The sequence below is a fragment of the Yoonia sp. genome, from assembly GCF_046498525.1.
GTDB lineage: Bacteria > Pseudomonadota > Alphaproteobacteria > Rhodobacterales > Rhodobacteraceae > Yoonia.
The window spans coordinates 1-17743 of the sequence record NZ_JAWOAN010000212.1; the positions used below are offsets into that span (position 1 = coordinate 1).

Sequence of the window (17743 nt, forward strand, 5' to 3'; positions counted from 1 at the left end):
TGGTCGCAAACTCCAAACCCGACCGCGCGGCATATCCGACTGCGCCATAAAAGGTCCAACCTGTACAATAGATGCTGAGTGACAAGGTGTAGATCCACGGCGAAGCCAACCAGTTGGAGTGACCGTTCGCCGCGCGACGCTCTGCGATGAAAGCGATGGAGAACAGAAAAACGACATAGCCCAGCGCCACAGCGATAAGGGCGTTAAAGGACATCATTCTTCTGTAACGTCCTTTGCCGACAGTGATGAATCCGCGCGCACAAAGCTGGACAGAACGGCTGTCAAAATGATCAGCAAGGCGCAGACACCAAAAATATAAAGCAAACCCGCAGAGCCGATCGGCTCTTGCGCGCCCCCCGCCGCGGGCCAAGTCAACGGGATGGCCAGCAATACGATCCCCAGAAACGGCACCAGCCTTGCCGCATCCCGTAGCCGCCTCTGGCGGTAGCTTGCACGCTGTAAAAATACCGAAAGTGTGGGTTTGCGGCTCATGCTTCCATGAGCAGGCGCACGTGATCGCGCACCTCTGTGTTGGAAAATGGTTTGGTGACAAAAAGGTTGGCGCCCAAGCGCATGGCCAGATCGCGGTCCTTGTCCTGACCACGCGCCGTCAACATCATGACAGGTGTCTGTTTTGTCATATCATGCCCGCGCAGGTCGCGCAGAATATCAAATCCGCTGCGTCCGGGCAGCATGACATCGAGGATGATCATATCCGGAGGAAGCGCGAGGACCTTGGCCATAGCGGATGTTCCATCTTCATGGGTATGCACGGTCCATCCATCACGGGACAGAATGAAGCTGATCGCCTCGATGATATTCGGCTCATCTTCGATCAGAAGGACACGTTTGCCCATCTCATCGCCTCCCTGACAACTTTTCCCCTTTCGTGTATGGGGGCCTCCCTGAGCCATGACTATCATGCTAAACCTGTCTGCTGTCAAAGCTCCGTTTGCGCACTCATGCCTTTGAGGGCCGGTTCACGGCGGCTGGTACATTTGCTTCTCGGGCAGATCCGGCACGACAGGCCGACTGGATGCGGTGCCGTGGCGGGTTCGGGCGGGTCGGGCATTACCAACATCATGCTTTGCAGGACAGGCGGAGCATCGAACGGAGTCGGACCGTTTGCTTCTGCCAGTGCAAAACACAAAAACCGGTTCGCGTTCGGTCCGGGCATCTCCACATCAAGCTTGATTGGCTGGTGCGGCCTGCTTAGTGCCCCATAAAGCGGCCAACGCGGGCAAGCCCCGCCAGAGCGCGGCATGGTAAAGCCCGGGACAGACTTGATGAACGACAAAGCGCCCGCCGCGTCACAGACCACCAGCCCCATCGGCGGGTGCCCCTTGTTGGGTGGCAACTGCGCCAAGCGGCGCATCACCAAAGGCAGCGCTACGCCTAAACCCTGCGCTATCAGGGCCGGATCGTAATTGTATTTACGGCATGCCTTTTCAAAAGTCGCCAGTGGCAACGCCGCGACATCCGCAGCATAACCCTGCAACACCTTGAGCAGAACGGTTTTTGCTGGCTCTTCCAATGCCGTTTGGCGCAACACATCGGCAGGTTCTTCGCCTTCTTCAAGCGCCGCTACATGGAATCCGGTTTTCTCCAGATAGGCTTCGACTACTTCAAACGGTGAACCCGACTGCTCCAAGACGCCTTCGGGGGCTTCCAGATAGGCAATCAGGGCCTCACTGCTGTCTGCCAAACGGACACTGTCATTGTGGATGTTTTCATGAAACCGGCGTTGCCAGTCCTGATCAAGCTCTTCGGGTCCGACAAGAATGGAGGCCGACGACCGGATAGCACTGACAGCGGAAATGACTTCGTGCAACGAACCGGCGAGTTGCGGGTCATAGGCGATGCGATCGGTCAAGACGCGGCCCCTTTCCTCCAGCGCCGAAATCCTGCGCGCTTGCGCCGCGATCAACGCCCCCCATCCGGGATATCGCGCAGCCAGCTCTTCGGCGCGGTCCACCTCTGCATCGCCACCCATGGTTGCTGCGGCACTGCGCATCTGATCAAGGGTTGCCGTATCGACCCCATCAGCCAGAAGCGCTGTATCAACCTTCAGAACACGTGCGAGATCAGCAAGGAGTTTTCCGCCGATTCTGCGTCGATTGTGCTCGATCAGGTTCAAATAGGAAGGAGAAATACCAACTGTTTCCGCAACAGCGGCTTGTCTCAAACCGCGATCCAGTCGTTTTTCGCGAATACGCGAACCAGCGAGCCTTTGGTTGGACACTCCGAATTCCCTTATTGGTTTCAGTGACTTTCTGCGCATGCAAGCAAAGGCATTTACGAAAGTACCTGACATTCTGTTCATAAATTTACAAATTAGTCCATCCCTCTCAATGGCTTGTTGGTGAAAAGGTCAACTGTCACACAGACTGCTCCTGTACTGTAAAGTGCTCGCGGGTTGGGCGAGGAGGCTCAACCGGCTTTAATCTTTAGGGAGGATAATAATGTCCAAATCAAATTTCTCGCGTCGGGGTGTGCTCAAAACTGGTATGGTTGCCAGTGCTGGTCTTGCCCTGCCGCAGTATCTGCGCGCTGAAGCCCACACCGGGTTTACCAATGCGCCCGCCGACAGTGAGGTCATTCTTGGCTTTAACGTTCCACAGACGGGCCCATACGCTGACGAGGGTGCTGATGAACTACGCGCCTACGAACTGGCGGTCGAGCATCTCAACGGTGGCGGCGACGGCGGCATGATGCCCACGTTCTCGTCACAGGCACTGGACGGCACAGGTATTTTGGGTCGCGAAGTCAAATATGTGACGGGTGATACGCAGACCAAATCAGACGCCGCTCGTGCATCCGCACGTTCGATGATCGAAAAGGACGGCGCAATCATGATCACCGGCGGTTCGTCCTCCGGTGTGGCTGTGGCGGTGCAGGCGCTTTGCCAAGAGGCAGGCGTGATCTTCATGGCGGGCCTGACCCACTCCAACGACACGACAGGTAAAGACAAGCGGGCCAACGGCTTCCGCCATTTCTTCAACTCCTACATGTCTGGTGCGGCTCTGGCCCCGGTTCTCGAGGCAGCTTACGGCAACAACCGCAAAGCCTATCACCTGACTGCGGACTACAACTGGGGTTACACCACGCAGGAAGCGATCCAATCCTCCACAGAGGCGATCGGCTGGGAAACTGTGAACACGGTACTGACACCGCTGACACAGACTGATTTTTCGTCCTATATCGCGCCTGTTCTGAACTCCGGTGCTGACGTTCTGGTTCTGAACCACTACGGCGGAAACATGGTGAACTCACTGACCAACGCGGTTCAGTTCGGTCTGCGTGAGGCACAAGCCAACGGCCAGAACTTCGAGATCGTCGTTCCACTTTACTCTCGCCTGATGGCGAAGGGTGCGGGTGCCAACGTCAAGGGCATCTTCGGTTCGACAAACTGGCACTGGTCGCTGCAGGACGCCGCATCGCAAGCTTTTGTCCGTTCGTTCGGCACCAAGTTCGGCTTCCCGCCGTCACAGGCTGCGCACACATGCTACGTACAGACACTGCTTTATGCAGATGCCGTGACACGCGCAGGTTCGTTCAACCCTTGTGCGGTTGTCGAAGCGCTCGAAGACTTCGAGTTCGACGGTCTGGGCAACGGCCCGACACTGTACCGTGCCGAAGACCACCAGTGCTTCAAGGACGTGCTGGTCGTGAAGGGGAAAGAGAACCCGGACAACGAGTTCGACCTTCTCGAAATCGTCGAAGTCACACCGGCTGCGCAGGTCACTTACCCACCAGATCACCCGCAGTTCGCCGGTGGTGCTTTGGGTACATGTAACCCGGGCGCATAAGCCGAACGTGTACAGGCCATCTCTTCGGGGGTGGCCTGTCACCCAAAGGGTCATGCAACGCCGGTTTGCGGCAGCAGCATTACACAGTGCAACCATTGCGCATTCCCACAACTGATCAGAGGTCACCAGATGGACCAGTTCATTCTTCAAATTCTCAACGGGCTGGATAAAGGCTCTGCTTATGCGCTGATTGCGCTGGGTCTGACGCTCATCTTTGGCACGCTGGGCGTCGTGAACTTCGCCCACGGTGCATTGTTCATGCTTGGTGCCTTCGTCGCAGTCACGGTAAGCAAGCTGCTGACGCTGAGCCACAAGGTTGTGGACGAAACACGGACAGACTTTCTCGGCAATCCGATGCAGGTCGATGTCCCCTATATATATGATTTCTTCGGGCAAGCGGCTGGTAACACGATCATCGACTGGGCTGTCCCGATTTCCATCCTGTTCGCCATTCCAATCATGGTTGGCATCGGCTTTGCGATGGAACGCGGCCTGATCAAGTATTTCTACAAGCGCCCCCATGCGGACCAGATCCTTGTGACCTTCGGCCTTGCCATCGTGATCCAGGAAATCATCAAGTACTTCTACGGCGCCAACCCGATCCCTACACCGGCTCCCGATGCCTTTGTCGGCAGCTTCGACTTCGGCGTCGTGCTTGGCTTTGATCCAAATGCGATCATCTACCCCTACTGGCGTCTTGTTTACTTTTTCTTCTCGATCTTCATCATCGGCGCGGTTTTTGCCTTCCTGCAATTCACGACCTTCGGGATGGTCGTGCGGGCCGGTATGGCCGACCGTGAAACGGTTGGCATCCTCGGGATCGACATCGACAAACGGTTTACCATCATGTTCGGTATCGCCGCCGCAGTCGCGGGTTTGGCTGGCGTGATGTACGCGCCGATCAATTCACCCAACTACCATATGGGCATGGACTTTCTGGTGCTCAGCTTCGTCGTGGTGGTTGTTGGCGGCATGGGCTCTTTGCCCGGTGCTGTGGCCGCAGGGTTCATGTTGGGAATTCTGGAAAGCTTTGCCTCGATGTCGGCAGTGATCGACATTCTGCCCGGTATCAACCAGATCATCATTTACCTTGTAGCAATTATCATTCTGTTGACACGTCCACGTGGCCTGATGGGTCGCAAAGGCGTGATGGAGGAATAAGCCAATGCTTGGATTAGAAAACAAAGATTTTCGGCTGCTGCTGATCGTAATCGGCCTGACAATGCTGGCACCCTTCCTCCTCAATCCCTTTCCCGAAGGGTCCGAAATGGCGCAGTTCAACGCAGGCTATCCTGATCTGATGCAGCGCTTCGTGATCTTTGGCATCTTCGCCATTGGCTTTAACATCCTCTTTGGCCTGACCGGTTACCTTTCGTTCGGTCATGCCGCTTTCCTCGGCGCAGGGTCCTACGGTGCGGTCTGGATGTTCAAGCTGCTCAGCATGAACGTGCTGCCAGCCATCGCGATCAGCGTGGTCATCGCGGGGCTATTCTCTCTTCTGATCGGCTACATTTCACTGCGGCGCTCGGGTATCTACTTTTCGATCCTGACGCTGGCCTTTGCGCAGATGTCATTCGCGCTAGCCTATTCAGTGCTGACACCGATCACCGGCGGTGAAACGGGATTGCAGCTCGCACTTGACGATCCACGGATATTTGGCGCGGCGCAAACTGTATCTGGAAACATCCCCGTGCCATCGCTCTTCGGGCTAGAGATGCGCTCCAGTTATGAACTGGAACTCGGTAGCTGGCTCTTCACCTTCAACACCGGATACTACCTTGCTGCGGTCTTCATGATCTTTGCATTCTATATGTCGATCCGCATCTTCCGCTCTCCCTTCGGCATGATGCTGCGCGCGATCAAATCGAACCAGACACGAATGAGCTATACCGGTCTGAACGCGCGGCCCTACACACTTGCGGCCTTTGTGATCTCGGGCATGTATGCTGGTCTGGCCGGTGGCTTGATGGCCTCAATGGACCCGCTGGCAGGTGCAGAGCGCATGCAGTGGACGGCATCGGGCGAAGTCGTCCTGATGACGATCCTTGGCGGTGCAGGCACATTGATCGGCCCTGTGCTGGGTGCAGGTATGATCAAATACTTCGAGAATATCTTCTCCAAGATCAACGAAACGATCCTGCACAGTTGGTTCGCCTTCCTGCCGGACGGGCTGGAGAACTTCGTTGTCGCCATGGTCTATCCGTTCGTCGGCAAGGGCTGGCACCTGACACTTGGTATCGTCTTCATGCTGGTCGTGATCTTCCTGCCCGGCGGTCTTGTTCAGGGTGGTCAGAAAATCGCAGGGCTGTTCCGTCGCAACAAGGCTGAAGAGACTAAACCCAACGCCACTGAACCGGCCGAATAAGGAGACAAACAGATGGGTTTGTTAGAAGTCAAAGGCATCAACAAGCGGTTCGGTGGCCTGCAAGCGCTGGGTGATGTGAACCTGAGCATTCAGGAAAACACCACCCACGCAATCATCGGCCCCAACGGGGCGGGCAAGTCCACCCTGCTGAACGTGCTGGTGGGCAAGCTGATCCCGGACAGTGGATCGGTCATGTTTGACGGTCAATCTGTCTTGGGGCGCAAGCCACACGAGATCAACCAGATGGGGATCAGCCGGGTGTTTCAAACCCCCGAGATATTCAGCGATCTGACAGTGTTCGAAAACGTCATGATCCCTTGCTTTGCCAAGCGCGATGGCGCGTTCCGGATGCATGCCATCGAAAGCATCTTTGCCGAAAAGGGTATCCAGCAGCAGGCAGAGGCGATCCTTGCCGATGTGAATATGCTGGAGAAAAGACACATGGTGGCCTCCAGCCTGTCGCGTGGTGACAAACGGCGTCTGGAAATGGCGATGTGTCTGGTGCAGAATCCCAAACTCTTGCTTCTGGACGAACCCACAGCAGGCATGGCGCGGGCGGATACGCAGAACACGATCAACCTGCTCAAGGAAATCCGCGAAAAGCGTGGGGTCACCATGGCGATTATCGAGCACGACATGAATGTGGTCTTCTCTCTGGCCGAACGCATCACCGTGTTGGCGCAAGGCACGCCGCTGGTCGAAGACACCCCCGACAACATCAAAGGGCACCCGAAGGTGCGCGAAGCATACCTCGGCGAAGCACAAGTCTAGCTGACAAACTTTCAACGAGAGTTTGCATACCGGAGACAGAAAAATGAACGCACCATTCAACAAGCACGCCAACAATGCGGCCACGCACCCTGCCTACCTGAGTGTCTGGGAGATCGAGGCTTATTACGGCGAAAGCTACATCGTGCAAAATGTCAGTTTCAACATCCACGAGGGCGAGATCCTCGCGCTTCTGGGCCGTAACGGCGCGGGCAAGACCTCGACCCTGCGAGCGATTGCACGTCTGGATGACCCCGCGCTGAAACATGGTGAAATCTGGCTCGACCACAAACCGCTCCATGAAATGAAAAGCCATGAAGCCGCGACGAATGGGATTTCGCTCGTGCCGGAAGATCGCCGGATCATTCCCGGCCTGACAGTCGAGGAAAACCTGCAACTGGCGCAGATCGCGCCACCGCACGGATGGTCGATTGACCGTATCTATGATCTCTTTCCGCGACTGGGCGAGCGCCGCAAGCAAGAAGGCATCACGCTTTCGGGTGGTGAGCAACAGATGCTATCAATTGCGCGCGCCTTGGCGCGTGACATCAAGGTCCTGTTGCTGGACGAACCTTACGAAGGCCTTGCCCCGGTTATCGTGCAAGAAATTGCCAAGACCCTTGGCGTGATCAGGGATCAAGGGATTACAACGGTGATCGTCGAGCAGAACGCTGTCGCTGCATTGAAGCTTGCCGATCGCGCTGTCATTCTTGATATCGGCAAGGTTGTCTTTGACGGCTCCGCAAAAGAGGTGCTTGAGAACGAAGCACTGCGCGCGCAGTACCTCGCGATCTGATCCCGCAACTGTTAACCTTAAATCGCAGGGAAATACTTCTCTGCGATTAATGATTTGGTAACCCGAAAAACGTGATTCTGCGGATGCACGCCTTCGCCGTCCGGAGAAATACCAATGGATACATCGCTGAACCTTCTACCACTTGTGACCGTTGCCGCCGCTGCTGCGCCCGCATTACCCCGGGCCGTCACAACGAAAGTTCACGCTGTTCAGCAAGCCGAGAACAGCGCGACGCTTCCGGCCAACAAGCCTTTTGTGGCACAGGTCGTCACTGCGCGCCTTTCAGGGTCCGCATATCCTGAGAACCCCTCTGAAATCGCGCCTCCGGACCGGACCCTGCGCCCTTATGACATACCAATGCTGCCCTATGACACCAGCGAAACACGCGCAGAAAAGCCCGCTGCCGATGCTCTGACACAAGCCGAAGGCAGCATCCCGAAAGACAGCTGATCGTTTTTCCAAATACCTATGCTTTCCACCTTCGTTGGCTTGCCCTATAAGCTATCTGATGCTTTGTGACGCCAAGTCGCAAAAGCGCCAATAATATGGGCAACCGGCCGAGGATACCATGAGCAACACAACCTCTCACGATAGCGACGTCAGCTTCATTGCGGCATTGGCCGAGCTGCTGCGCGAAAACGATCTGACCGAACTGCAGGTCAAGCGCGACTACGGTGAAAACGACAGCCTGAACGTGCGCGTCAGCCGTCAGACACAAACGGTCATGCACGCCAGTGCTCCATCGGCGGCTCCGGCCATGCCCTCTGCGACTGCCGCTCCCAGCCCTGTTCTGGAAACCGCTGACCCCGCAAGCCATCCCGGTGCGGTGACATCACCCATGGTCGGGACCGTCTATATGTCACCAGAGCCGGGTGCGGCACCATTTGCGACAGTTGGCGCGACCGTCAATGAAGGCGATACAATACTGATCATCGAAGCCATGAAAACGATGAATCACATCCCGGCCCCGCGTGCTGGCACCATAAAACGAATCCTCGTCGAAGATGGCGGTCCGGTCGAATTTGGTGCACCTCTCGTGATCATCGAATAAAGGCGGCCCTATGTTCGATAAAATTCTCATCGCGAACCGAGGCGAAATCGCCCTCCGCGTCGTGCGCGCCTGCCGTGAAATGGGCGTCAAGTCCGTGGCCGTACACTCAACCGCTGACGCCGACGCCATGCATGTCCGCATGGCAGACGAAGCAATCTGCATCGGTCCGCCGTCATCGGCGCAAAGCTATCTGTCGTTCCCAGCGATCATTTCCGCCTGCGAGATCACAGGTGCGCAGGCGATCCACCCCGGTTATGGCTTCTTGTCCGAAAACGCTGCTTTCGTGCAAGCTGTTCAGGACCATGACCTGACATTCATCGGCCCCACAGCCGAGCATATCCGCGTTATGGGTGACAAGATCACAGCCAAAGACACTATGAAGGCACTGGGTGTTCCTTGCGTTCCCGGATCGGACGGCGGTGTGCCGACCTTGGCAGATGCAAAACGCATCGGCGAAGAAGTCGGCTATCCCGTCATCATCAAGGCAACCGCTGGCGGTGGCGGGCGCGGCATGAAAGTAGCGCAAACCGCTGCCGACATGGAGCAAGCGTTCCATTCCGCCCGCGCAGAGGGCAAAGCCGCCTTTGGCAACGATGAAGTCTATATTGAAAAATACCTGACGACGCCGCGCCATATTGAAATTCAGGTGTTTGGTGATGGTAAAGGTAACGCAGTCCACTTGGGCGAACGCGATTGTTCGCTTCAGCGCCGTCACCAGAAGGTCCTTGAAGAAGCGCCGGGCCCCAGCATCACCCCCGAATTGCGTGACCGCATTGGCAAGGTCTGTGCCGATGCCATTTCCAAGATCAACTATATCGGCGCTGGCACGATCGAGTTTCTGTTCGAGAATGACGAGTTTTACTTCATCGAAATGAACACGCGTCTGCAGGTGGAACACCCCGTGACCGAAGCCATCTTCGGTGTCGATCTGGTGCGCGAACAGTTGCGCGTAGCTTCCGGCCTGCCGATGTCTTTCGGACAGGATGACTTGCAGATCAACGGCCACGCGATCGAGGTACGGATCAACGCAGAAAAGCTGCCCAACTTTTCACCCTGCCCCGGCACGATCACGCAGTATCACGCTCCCGGTGGGCTGGGTGTGCGTATGGATTCGGCTCTGTATGATGGCTATCGAATCCCGCCATATTACGACAGCCTGATCGGCAAGCTTATCGTGCATGGCCGCGACCGACCCGAGGCACTTGCCAGGCTTGAACGCGCCTTGGGCGAATTGATCGTTGATGGTGTCGATACGACGATTCCACTCTTCCACGCGCTTCTGGCTGAAAAAGCCGTGCAAACCGGTGAATACAACATCCACTGGCTTGAACACTGGCTTGAAGATAATCTGCAGTAGGACCGATGAAGGACGGCGCGCCCACCCTGACACCGGACCTGCTCTTGCAGGCCTATCAGGTGGGCCTGTTTCCAATGTCCGAAGGGCGCTATGATCCAGAGGTATTCTGGGTCGATCCTCGTAAGCGCGGTATCATCGCGCTCACAGGGTTCCGGATTTCGCGCAGCTTGGCCCGCACACTGCGCCGGGGTCGCTTTGCGGTGACATATGATACAGCGTTTGAAGATGTCGTGCGCGGCTGTGCGGATCGGGATGAAACCTGGATCAATGACACAATTTTCGACCTGTATTGCACCTTGCACAAAAGCGGCTTTGCACATTCCATTGAAGTCTGGGAACACGGTCAGCTCGTAGGCGGCGTTTATGGTGTTACTATCGGCGCTGCGTTTTTTGGTGAAAGCATGTTCAGTCGTGCAACGGATGCGTCAAAAGTGGCGCTTGCCTATCTGGTCGACCGGCTTCGCCTTGGTGGATTTCATCTATTTGACACACAGTTCATCACACCACATCTGGCCCGCCTCGGTGCGGTAGAAATCTCCAGAGATCAGTACAGGGCCATACTTGCAGAAGCTTTGGCCCTCAATGCCTCCTTTGACAGCCCCGGCCCAATACCCCCTGCTCAGGATGTGATACAGCGCAATGCCCAGACGTCATAGCGCGGATGATCCATTGCGTTCAGCGCAGGTGCTGATGCCAGCATCCAACCCGAAAACAGAGTGCCTTTGTCATTACGCACAATGATTTGAACGAAGGCATCCCCTGATGGGTTCTCGATTGGGTACCGGCATTCATTGAGTTTCACTGTCAACAAGCCCAAAGTCGCTGTCTGGCCACCTTCGAGCGTCACATCTGTCACCTGACCGGTCAGTTTATCCAGTATGCGCAACTCTCCTCCAGATGCAGTCGCGACGCGCTGCAACATGGCCTCGGTCGAGGTGGTCAGAAATTCTTCTTCCTCCTCGATCGGTGTCGTCGTCAATTGACCGATCAATTCATCGAGTGGAATTTCTTCAATAGGCGTTGTCACGATCTCTTGTGCCGACAGCGGTGCTGCGATCACTGACAGGCAAAAAAGGAAAGATAAAACAAGCGAACGCATGACAGGGATCCTATTCCGGCGTCCATGCCTCATAGTCGGTACGTTCGACAGGCGCTTTGCGGCGGATAGAGCCCGCAGGTGCATAGGCGGCGGTCGTGCCTGTCAAGTTTTCCTGATGCGGCTTTTCCCATGCCTTGTGGGTGAGCGCTGCTTCGGTCGGGGGCTGATCCCATGTGCGGTGCAGCCAGCCATGCCACTCGGGGGCGACGCGTGACGCTTCATTCTGACCGTTGTAAATGACCCAGCGGCGACTGTCGTCGTTGTTGCGATAGTATACATTGCCCTGCGCGTCTTCGCCTACCTTGGTACCATTGCGGCTGGTCCAAAGCTGGGTGCCATAGGATTGACCGTCCCACCACGTGAAAATGCGTTTGATGTTGTGAGCAAGGCTCATATCGCGTCTCCGATTGCGTTGACTATCCATGCACCAACGCTGGCAAAAGGTCCAGCAGGTTCAGGCGGGGACCCGCGCAGTCACCTCTATTTCGATCTTCATTTCATGATTCTGCAACGCGGCTGAAAACATCGTTGCCGCTGCCTTGGCCTTGGCGAAGGCCTCCGATGTGATCGGCCAGCAGTCCGGCCACTGTGCCTTGTCAGGCACGATGTAAGTGACCCGCACAACATGGTCGAGCCCCACTGCCCGCCTCTTGCAATGCCTTGTCAATGGTCGCAAGCGCATTGCGGCACTGCGCCTTGATGCTATCGGGCATCACCATCTTTGCATAGTCATAGCCTGTCGTTCCCGCCACAAATACCCAGCTATCCGAGACAACAGCACGGCTGTAACCGATTGTTTCATCAAATGGAGATGCTGTAGGAATATGACGCACCGTCAAAGACTTAACTCGCGGTTGCCGATTCTTTCTTGGTACCTTCATCGTGGATCATCAGCGGCGCCACATCAGATGTGACCGCTTCTTCGTTCACCACGACCTCGGTCACTGTGTCCATACCAGGCAGATCGAACATGGTATCCAGCAGGATGTCTTCCATAATCGACCGCAGGCCACGCGCGCCGGTTTTCCGCGCTATCGCACGCTTTGCGATAGCCGCAAGCGCATCTTCTGTGAAGGTCAGTTTGGCATCTTCAAGCTCGAACAGGCGCTGATACTGCTTCACCAGTGCATTCTTCGGCTTCGTCAGGATCGTGATCAGCGCATCTTCATCAAGGTCCGTCAAAGTCGCGATGACGGGCAAGCGGCCCACGAATTCAGGGATCAGGCCGAATTTCAATAGGTCTTCTGGTTCCAGATCGGTAAAGATTTCGCCAATGCCGCGATCATCATCGCTGCGCACATCAGCGCCAAATCCCATGGCAGAGCCCTTGCCACGCTGCGCGATGATCTTGTCCAGTCCGGCGAAAGCACCACCGCAGATAAACAGGATATTCGTCGTATCCACTTGCAGGAATTCCTGCTGCGGATGTTTTCGCCCACCCTGTGGCGGCACAGAAGCCACCGTCCCTTCCATGATTTTCAAAAGCGCCTGCTGCACGCCCTCGCCTGAAACGTCACGGGTAATCGACGGGTTGTCGGACTTTCGGGTGATCTTGTCAACTTCGTCGATGTAGACAATCCCTCGCTGCGCGCGTTCGACGTTGTATTCGGACGCCTGCAGCAACTTGAGGATGATGTTTTCGACATCTTCACCCACGTAACCCGCTTCGGTCAGGGTCGTAGCATCCGCCATCGTGAACGGCACATCGAGAATACGGGCAAGGGTCTGCGCAAGCAGCGTTTTGCCGCAACCGGTCGGCCCGATCAGCATGATATTGGATTTCGCCAATTCAATATCGGATTTCTCTGCGTGATTCAGGCGTTTGTAATGGTTATGCACCGCCACCGACAGCACGCGCTTGGCGTGCATCTGGCCGATTACATAGTCATCCAGGACGCCGCAAATCTCACTCGGGGCAGGCACGCCATCCCCCGCCTTCAGGCCGGCCGTCTTTGTCTCTTCACGGATGATATCCATGCAAAGTTCAACACATTCGTCGCAAATGAAGACGGTTGGCCCAGCGATCAGCTTGCGCACTTCGTGCTGACTTTTCCCGCAGAAACTGCAGTAAAGTGTATTTTTGCTGTCGGTGCCGCTCGTATTCGCCATTTCAAACCTCTTGGCCCTTGGGCCGATCAAATATAAATCGGACTGCCTTACTTGCAACACTAGGACAGCCTGCCAATGTCCACAATGTCAAAATGACCTTGTGGACATTGTCGTGAACAATCCGCTAACGCGTCGGCACAATCGCCTTGAAACGACATTAGGTCGGAAAATTAACAAACGCCGCACATGCCGCGTTTGTTGGAAAATCGCGGCGTCGATCGCCTTAATCTTCAGCCTTGGTGCGGTTTTCGACAATTTCGTCGATCAGGCCCCACTCTTTCGCCTCTTCCGGAGACATGAAGTTGTCGCGCTCCAAAGCCGATTCAACTTTCTTGAGCGTGTTGCCAGTATGCCTGACGTAAATCTCGTTCAGGCGCGTCTTCAATTTTTGGGTCTCGGCCGCATGGATCATGATATCGGTCGCCTGCCCCTGATACCCGCCCGACGGCTGGTGCACCATCACGCGGCTGTTGGGGAGCGAAAACCGCATGCCTTCATAGCCAGCCGTCAGCAGCAGCGAGCCCATCGACGCGGCCTGCCCGATTACCAGGGTGCTGACCTTGGGGCGGATATATTGCATCGTGTCGTAAATCGACAGACCGGATGTCACCACACCGCCAGGGCTGTTGATGTACATGCTGATTTCTTTTTTCGGGTTCTCGGATTCCAGATGCAACAACTGCGCCACGATCAATTGACTCATACCGTCATGCACGGGACCATTCACGAAAATGATCCGTTCCTTCAGCAGACGAGAGAAAATATCGTAAGCGCGCTCACCCCGGGCAGTCTGTTCGACCACCATTGGGACAAGGTTCATGTAGGTCTCGACGGGGTCTTGCATATGTACTGCCTCATGTTCGGACGAAAGCGTCCTCGTTTGATTATCCTGCATGACTCTAGTGTTGGGCGTCAGGGGCTTCAAGGGCCACGGGGAAACGATTGCGCATCGAGGGGCATGAAAAGCAGCGATTACGTCATGCCCTTTCGCAAGGCGTTGGACTGCGGGACCGACTTAGAACCTTCTATCAGCTTGGAATCAGAACTCAGCCAACATGAAACAACGATGCAAACAAACGCGGATCGATACTCTCGGCTGCAAACGTTTCACCCTCGGTCAGGACAGAAACGGCATCGTGACTGTGCAGGCTTTCTTGATGGCTTGCGATGACGCGGAAATCTGATATCCGTGTATCCAACTGTAATTGCTGCGTAAACAGGCGCGCTGCATCTTCAACAAAGATCGGATTTGCCGCGTTGAGCTCTGCAAACGCCTGCTCGTCCTCGCGCTTGACCATGACTTGCGTTTCAGTCGGAACGGCCGCGCGCGCGCGGTCAATCAGATCCTCGAACCACAGCACATTTGCACCCTTTTCCAGCAGCACCGAAATACGCGCAACCGACCGCTGCGAATGTGGTGTCGCCAACTGGCCACGGAACTGGCGGGCATGTTCAGACAACTCGAGCGAACACGGGCATGTCGATGAATACACATAATCGAGATGCACTATTTTCTTACGTACACCGGCACTTTCGACCAGTTCCAGCGCAATGTCATAGTACTGATAGCCGGACAGACCTGACCGCAGGCTTTGCACCTTCATCGGAAAGCTGAACCGCATCTGGATGCGGGCATCAAAACTTTCAAGGTCGGTCTTGTAAGCATCAAGTGCCCGTTCAATGACCTCGAAGCTGAATGTCTCTTCGGCATGTTTGTAGAAGGTCCGCATGATGCGGGACATGTTGATGCCCTTTTTCTCGGCCTCAAGCGAAACAGTCCCCGTGACAGATGTCTCTAGCGTCAGATCGCCATTATCACGGGTATGAAAGCGGATGGGCAGGCGAAAATTGGAAATCCCCACATGCTGGATTTGCTGCTGGGCACCCCGGATCAAACTGGACGGGCCGTTTTGCAGATCAGGCATTGACGCCTTGTAAGCATCATCCGCTTCAAAATCTTCCGGATAGGCCCGCGCCAAAGCGGGGTAGTTCGACACTTCCTGTTCCGGGATCAGGCGTGACACAAGCGGATCAAGTGTCGCGACCTCTTCGGCGGTCACATCACCTGCCCAGCGCCGCAACAAAGCCAAGGCCGCTTCAGCCTCTTGGCGTGTCGGTTGCCGATTCATGTCAGGCGAATGGATATTCATGTCAGTCTTCCCCATCGGTGCGTTAGACACCCCAAGATGGGGCGGCTCATCGGAGTTTCCAATGATAACTTTATAGATACGTTGCAATTCCGCGCGCGGATCAGTCATCGAGGGCACCTTTCTGACGTGTAACCCATCTTAACTTAACTGATTTTTTCCTACCGCGTCACCCGCTCAAGAAACCGCAATCGCCGTACGCAAATCCGCAAGCAAATCATCCGGATCCTCTAGCCCCACACTCAGCCTGATAAGGCCCGATGTGATCCCGAGCATGATCTTTGTTTCATCCGGCAACCGCTGGTGCGTCGTTGTTGCAGGGTGGGTCGCGATGGATTTTGCGTCACCAAGGTTATTTGAAATCGTCCAGAGCTTCAACGCGTTCAGCAGCTTGAAGGCCGCCTCTTTCGATCCCGCATCGATGGCCAGCACGGTGCCTCCGGCCACCATCTGGGCTTTGGTCAATGCGTTCTGCGCATGGCTTGCGAGGCCCGGATAGATCACGTTTGACAGATCACCACCCGATTCGAGCTTTTCAGCCAGATACTGCGCTGAGGCCGCTTGTGCCCGCACACGCAGGTCAATCGTCTCGAGCCCTTTCAGCATCATCCACGCCGTGAAAGGCGACATCGATCCACCTGTGTGCTTCATGTAGGGCTCGACCGTGCCACGGATGAAGTCGCGCGTCCCAAGGATGACTCCGCCCAGCGCGCGGCCCTGCCCGTCGATGTGCTTGGTTGCGGAATAGACAACAACATCAGCGCCTTGGGCAATGGCATCAGAGAACACCGGCGTCGCAAAGACATTATCGACAACAACTGTCGCATCAACCGCATGTGCCAGCTTTGACACTGCCTTGATGTCAATCACTTCCAGCGTCGGATTCGAGATGCTTTCGAAGAAAACCACCTTGGTATCAGGACGGATCGCGCGCTCCCAAGCCGCAAGATCGGTGCCGTCGACAAAGGTTACCTCAACGCCGTATCGCGTCAGGATTTCTTCCAGAATATAAAGGCATGATCCAAAAAGCGCGCGCGCCGAAACAACATGATCGCCCGCGCGCAGCATCGAGGTCAACGCGCCGTTGACCGCCGCCATGCCAGAGGCTGTTGCGAACCCGTCCTCGGCGCCTTCCAACGCGGCAATCCGGTCTTCGAACATGGCCACTGTCGGGTTCCCGTAGCGGGCATAGATGAACTCATCATCGCCCGCCTTGATGAACCGCGCTTCGGCATCCTCGGCAGTGTCATAAACAAAGCCCTGGGTCAGATAGATAGCTTCGCTGACTTCATTGTACTGGCTGCGCCTGATCCCTGTGTGCACCGCTTTGGTACGCTTTTTCCAAGTCTTCATTATCTGTCCTCACGCGTTTTTCGCGCCTTCATTTCATGCGCGTCCTGCGCGCAACAAAAAACCCCGACACCGGGAAAAGGTATCGAGGTATGAAAACCAGCAACCCTCTTTAGCGGCATATTTAACGTGGCCCGCAATCCGGTAACAAATCGCCACAGCGACTGCCATACGCCTGCGCCGGGTCTGCGTCAAGATCGCGGCTGGCCTATCGGGCCGCTTGCCCTTTGGGTGCATCATGCGATGCTGTGTCGAAAGCCCGAGAGGAAAGCCCATGCCCCACCCGATTGACCTTTACTTCTGGCCAACGCCAAACGGTTGGAAAGCCTCGATCGTGCTTGAGGAAATGGAACTGCCCTACAACCTGTATCTGGTCGACATCGGTGCGGGCGATCAGTTCAAACCGGAGTTTCTTAAGATTTCCCCCAACAACAGAATGCCGGCAATCGTTGATCCTGAGGGGCCGGATGGTGCGCCGGTTTCAGTCTTCGAATCCGGAGCCATCCTGCAGTACCTCGCCCGAAAGACGGGGCAACTCTATGGGACGACCGAGCGGCACCGGATCAGCGTTGACCAATGGCTGATGTGGCAAATGGGGGGTTTGGGGCCGATGGCGGGCCAAGCGCATCATTTCCTGAAATATGCACCCGCCATGGACCCGCCGAACGACCTGCCTTACGCAAAGGACAGATACCGCAACGAGACAGCGCGTCTTTACGGCGTTCTGGATTGCCAACTGGCAAAACATGAATTTGTAGCGGGCGATTTCTTCTCGATAGCCGACATCTCGATCTGGGGTTGGGCGTCTTTATGGGAAGGGCAACAGCAGACCCTTGACGACAAACCACATATGACACGCTGGCTCGAAACAATGTGGGCGCGTCCCGGTGTG

General features: G+C 55.8%; 22 protein-coding genes and 1 riboswitch. Of the genes, 10 read left to right on the forward strand and 12 right to left on the reverse strand.

All coding sequences use genetic code 11. From position 1 onward, the window contains the following. The 4 genes from R6T97_RS12985 to R6T97_RS13000 all read right to left on the reverse strand — a co-directional run. On the reverse strand, positions 1–217 hold a 217-nt coding region (locus R6T97_RS12985; RefSeq protein ID WP_410349723.1), incomplete at its 3' end, for a hypothetical protein. Next, a complete protein-coding gene (locus tag R6T97_RS12990; protein WP_410349724.1) occupies positions 214–492 on the reverse strand; it encodes a hypothetical protein in 279 nt (92 codons plus the stop codon). The genes R6T97_RS12990 and R6T97_RS12985, both read right to left, overlap by 4 nt. Beyond that, on the reverse strand, positions 489–857 hold the full coding sequence (locus tag R6T97_RS12995) for a response regulator transcription factor (protein WP_410349725.1): 369 nt from the start codon (positions 855–857) through the stop codon (positions 489–491). Before R6T97_RS12995 ends, R6T97_RS12990 begins: the two co-directional genes overlap by 4 nt. Positions 858–940: 83 nt before the next feature. Then, the gene (locus tag R6T97_RS13000) at positions 941–2242 is read right to left on the reverse strand and encodes a short-chain fatty acyl-CoA regulator family protein (RefSeq protein WP_410349726.1); all 1302 of its coding nucleotides are present in this window, start codon (positions 2240–2242) and stop codon (positions 941–943) included. A 220-nt stretch (positions 2243–2462) separates the two neighbouring features. Here R6T97_RS13000 and R6T97_RS13005 point away from each other — a divergent pair, with 220 nt between their 5' ends. The 9 genes from R6T97_RS13005 to aat all read left to right on the forward strand — a co-directional run bounded on the left by R6T97_RS13005 (position 2463) and on the right by aat (position 10802). Next, complete coding sequence (locus tag R6T97_RS13005; RefSeq protein WP_410349727.1) at positions 2463–3809, forward strand: substrate-binding protein; 1347 nt, start codon at positions 2463–2465, stop codon at positions 3807–3809. A 129-nt stretch (positions 3810–3938) separates the two neighbouring features. After that, positions 3939–4970, forward strand: coding sequence for a branched-chain amino acid ABC transporter permease (locus R6T97_RS13010; RefSeq protein WP_410349728.1), 1032 nt, complete (start codon positions 3939–3941; stop codon positions 4968–4970). A gap of 4 nt (positions 4971–4974) precedes the next feature. Then, positions 4975–6174 carry a branched-chain amino acid ABC transporter permease gene (locus tag R6T97_RS13015; protein WP_410349729.1) on the forward strand — a complete coding sequence of 400 codons (1200 nt, stop codon included), beginning with the start codon at positions 4975–4977 and terminating at the stop codon, positions 6172–6174. A 12-nt stretch (positions 6175–6186) separates the two neighbouring features. Beyond that, on the forward strand, positions 6187–6945 hold the full coding sequence (locus tag R6T97_RS13020) for an ABC transporter ATP-binding protein (protein WP_410349730.1): 759 nt from the start codon (positions 6187–6189) through the stop codon (positions 6943–6945). A 43-nt stretch (positions 6946–6988) separates the two neighbouring features. After that, entirely contained in the window at positions 6989–7738 is a 750-nt protein-coding gene (locus tag R6T97_RS13025) for an ABC transporter ATP-binding protein (protein WP_410349731.1), read from the forward strand. Between the two features lie 114 nt (positions 7739–7852). Beyond that, positions 7853–8188: a hypothetical protein gene (locus tag R6T97_RS13030; protein ID WP_410349732.1), complete on the forward strand. Its 336-nt coding sequence runs from the start codon at positions 7853–7855 to the stop codon at positions 8186–8188. A 118-nt stretch (positions 8189–8306) separates the two neighbouring features. Beyond that, the gene (gene accB, locus R6T97_RS13035; RefSeq protein WP_410349733.1) at positions 8307–8789 is read left to right on the forward strand and encodes an acetyl-CoA carboxylase biotin carboxyl carrier protein; all 483 of its coding nucleotides are present in this window, start codon (positions 8307–8309) and stop codon (positions 8787–8789) included. Positions 8790–8799: 10 nt separating this feature from the next. Further along, on the forward strand, positions 8800–10146 hold the full coding sequence (gene accC / locus R6T97_RS13040; RefSeq protein ID WP_410349734.1) for an acetyl-CoA carboxylase biotin carboxylase subunit: 1347 nt from the start codon (positions 8800–8802) through the stop codon (positions 10144–10146). Between the two features lie 5 nt (positions 10147–10151). Continuing rightward, positions 10152–10802, forward strand: a complete 651-nt coding sequence (gene aat / locus R6T97_RS13045) for a leucyl/phenylalanyl-tRNA--protein transferase (RefSeq protein WP_410349735.1) — start codon at positions 10152–10154, stop codon at positions 10800–10802. On the opposite strand, the gene R6T97_RS13050 is transcribed toward aat, so the two are convergent. From R6T97_RS13050 to metZ, 8 genes are all read right to left on the reverse strand, one after another. Next, entirely contained in the window at positions 10766–11245 is a 480-nt protein-coding gene (locus R6T97_RS13050) for a DUF2155 domain-containing protein (protein WP_410349736.1), read from the reverse strand. The two genes, aat and R6T97_RS13050, sit on opposite strands and share 37 nt — an antisense overlap. Positions 11246–11255: 10 nt before the next feature. Next, positions 11256–11639 (reverse strand): NADH:ubiquinone oxidoreductase subunit NDUFA12, encoded by a 384-nt coding sequence (locus R6T97_RS13055; RefSeq protein WP_410349737.1) that lies wholly within the window; start codon positions 11637–11639, stop codon positions 11256–11258. A gap of 60 nt (positions 11640–11699) precedes the next feature. Further along, complete coding sequence (locus R6T97_RS13060; protein WP_410349744.1) at positions 11700–11885, reverse strand: hypothetical protein; 186 nt, start codon at positions 11883–11885, stop codon at positions 11700–11702. Next, entirely contained in the window at positions 11842–12126 is a 285-nt protein-coding gene (locus R6T97_RS13065) for a Rid family hydrolase (RefSeq protein ID WP_410349738.1), read from the reverse strand. The genes R6T97_RS13060 and R6T97_RS13065 overlap by 44 nt, the downstream gene beginning before the upstream one ends. Next, entirely contained in the window at positions 12089–13354 is a 1266-nt protein-coding gene (clpX, locus tag R6T97_RS13070; protein ID WP_410349739.1) for an ATP-dependent Clp protease ATP-binding subunit ClpX, read from the reverse strand. Before clpX ends, R6T97_RS13065 begins: the two co-directional genes overlap by 38 nt. 223 nt (positions 13355–13577) lie before the next feature. Beyond that, entirely contained in the window at positions 13578–14198 is a 621-nt protein-coding gene (locus R6T97_RS13075) for an ATP-dependent Clp protease proteolytic subunit (RefSeq protein ID WP_410349740.1), read from the reverse strand. A 202-nt stretch (positions 14199–14400) separates the two neighbouring features. Then, complete coding sequence (gene folE2, locus R6T97_RS13080) at positions 14401–15504, reverse strand: GTP cyclohydrolase FolE2 (RefSeq protein ID WP_410349743.1); 1104 nt, start codon at positions 15502–15504, stop codon at positions 14401–14403. Positions 15505–15678: 174 nt separating this feature from the next. Beyond that, complete coding sequence (gene metZ / locus R6T97_RS13085) at positions 15679–16854, reverse strand: O-succinylhomoserine sulfhydrylase (RefSeq protein ID WP_410349741.1); 1176 nt, start codon at positions 16852–16854, stop codon at positions 15679–15681. A gap of 88 nt (positions 16855–16942) precedes the next feature. After that, a riboswitch (SAM riboswitch) is annotated at positions 16943–17020 on the reverse strand. 105 nt (positions 17021–17125) lie between these two features. Between metZ and R6T97_RS13090 the strand changes: the two genes are divergently transcribed. Further along, positions 17126–17743 (forward strand): glutathione S-transferase N-terminal domain-containing protein (locus R6T97_RS13090; protein WP_410349742.1); only part of this gene is annotated, 618 nt, incomplete at its 3' end.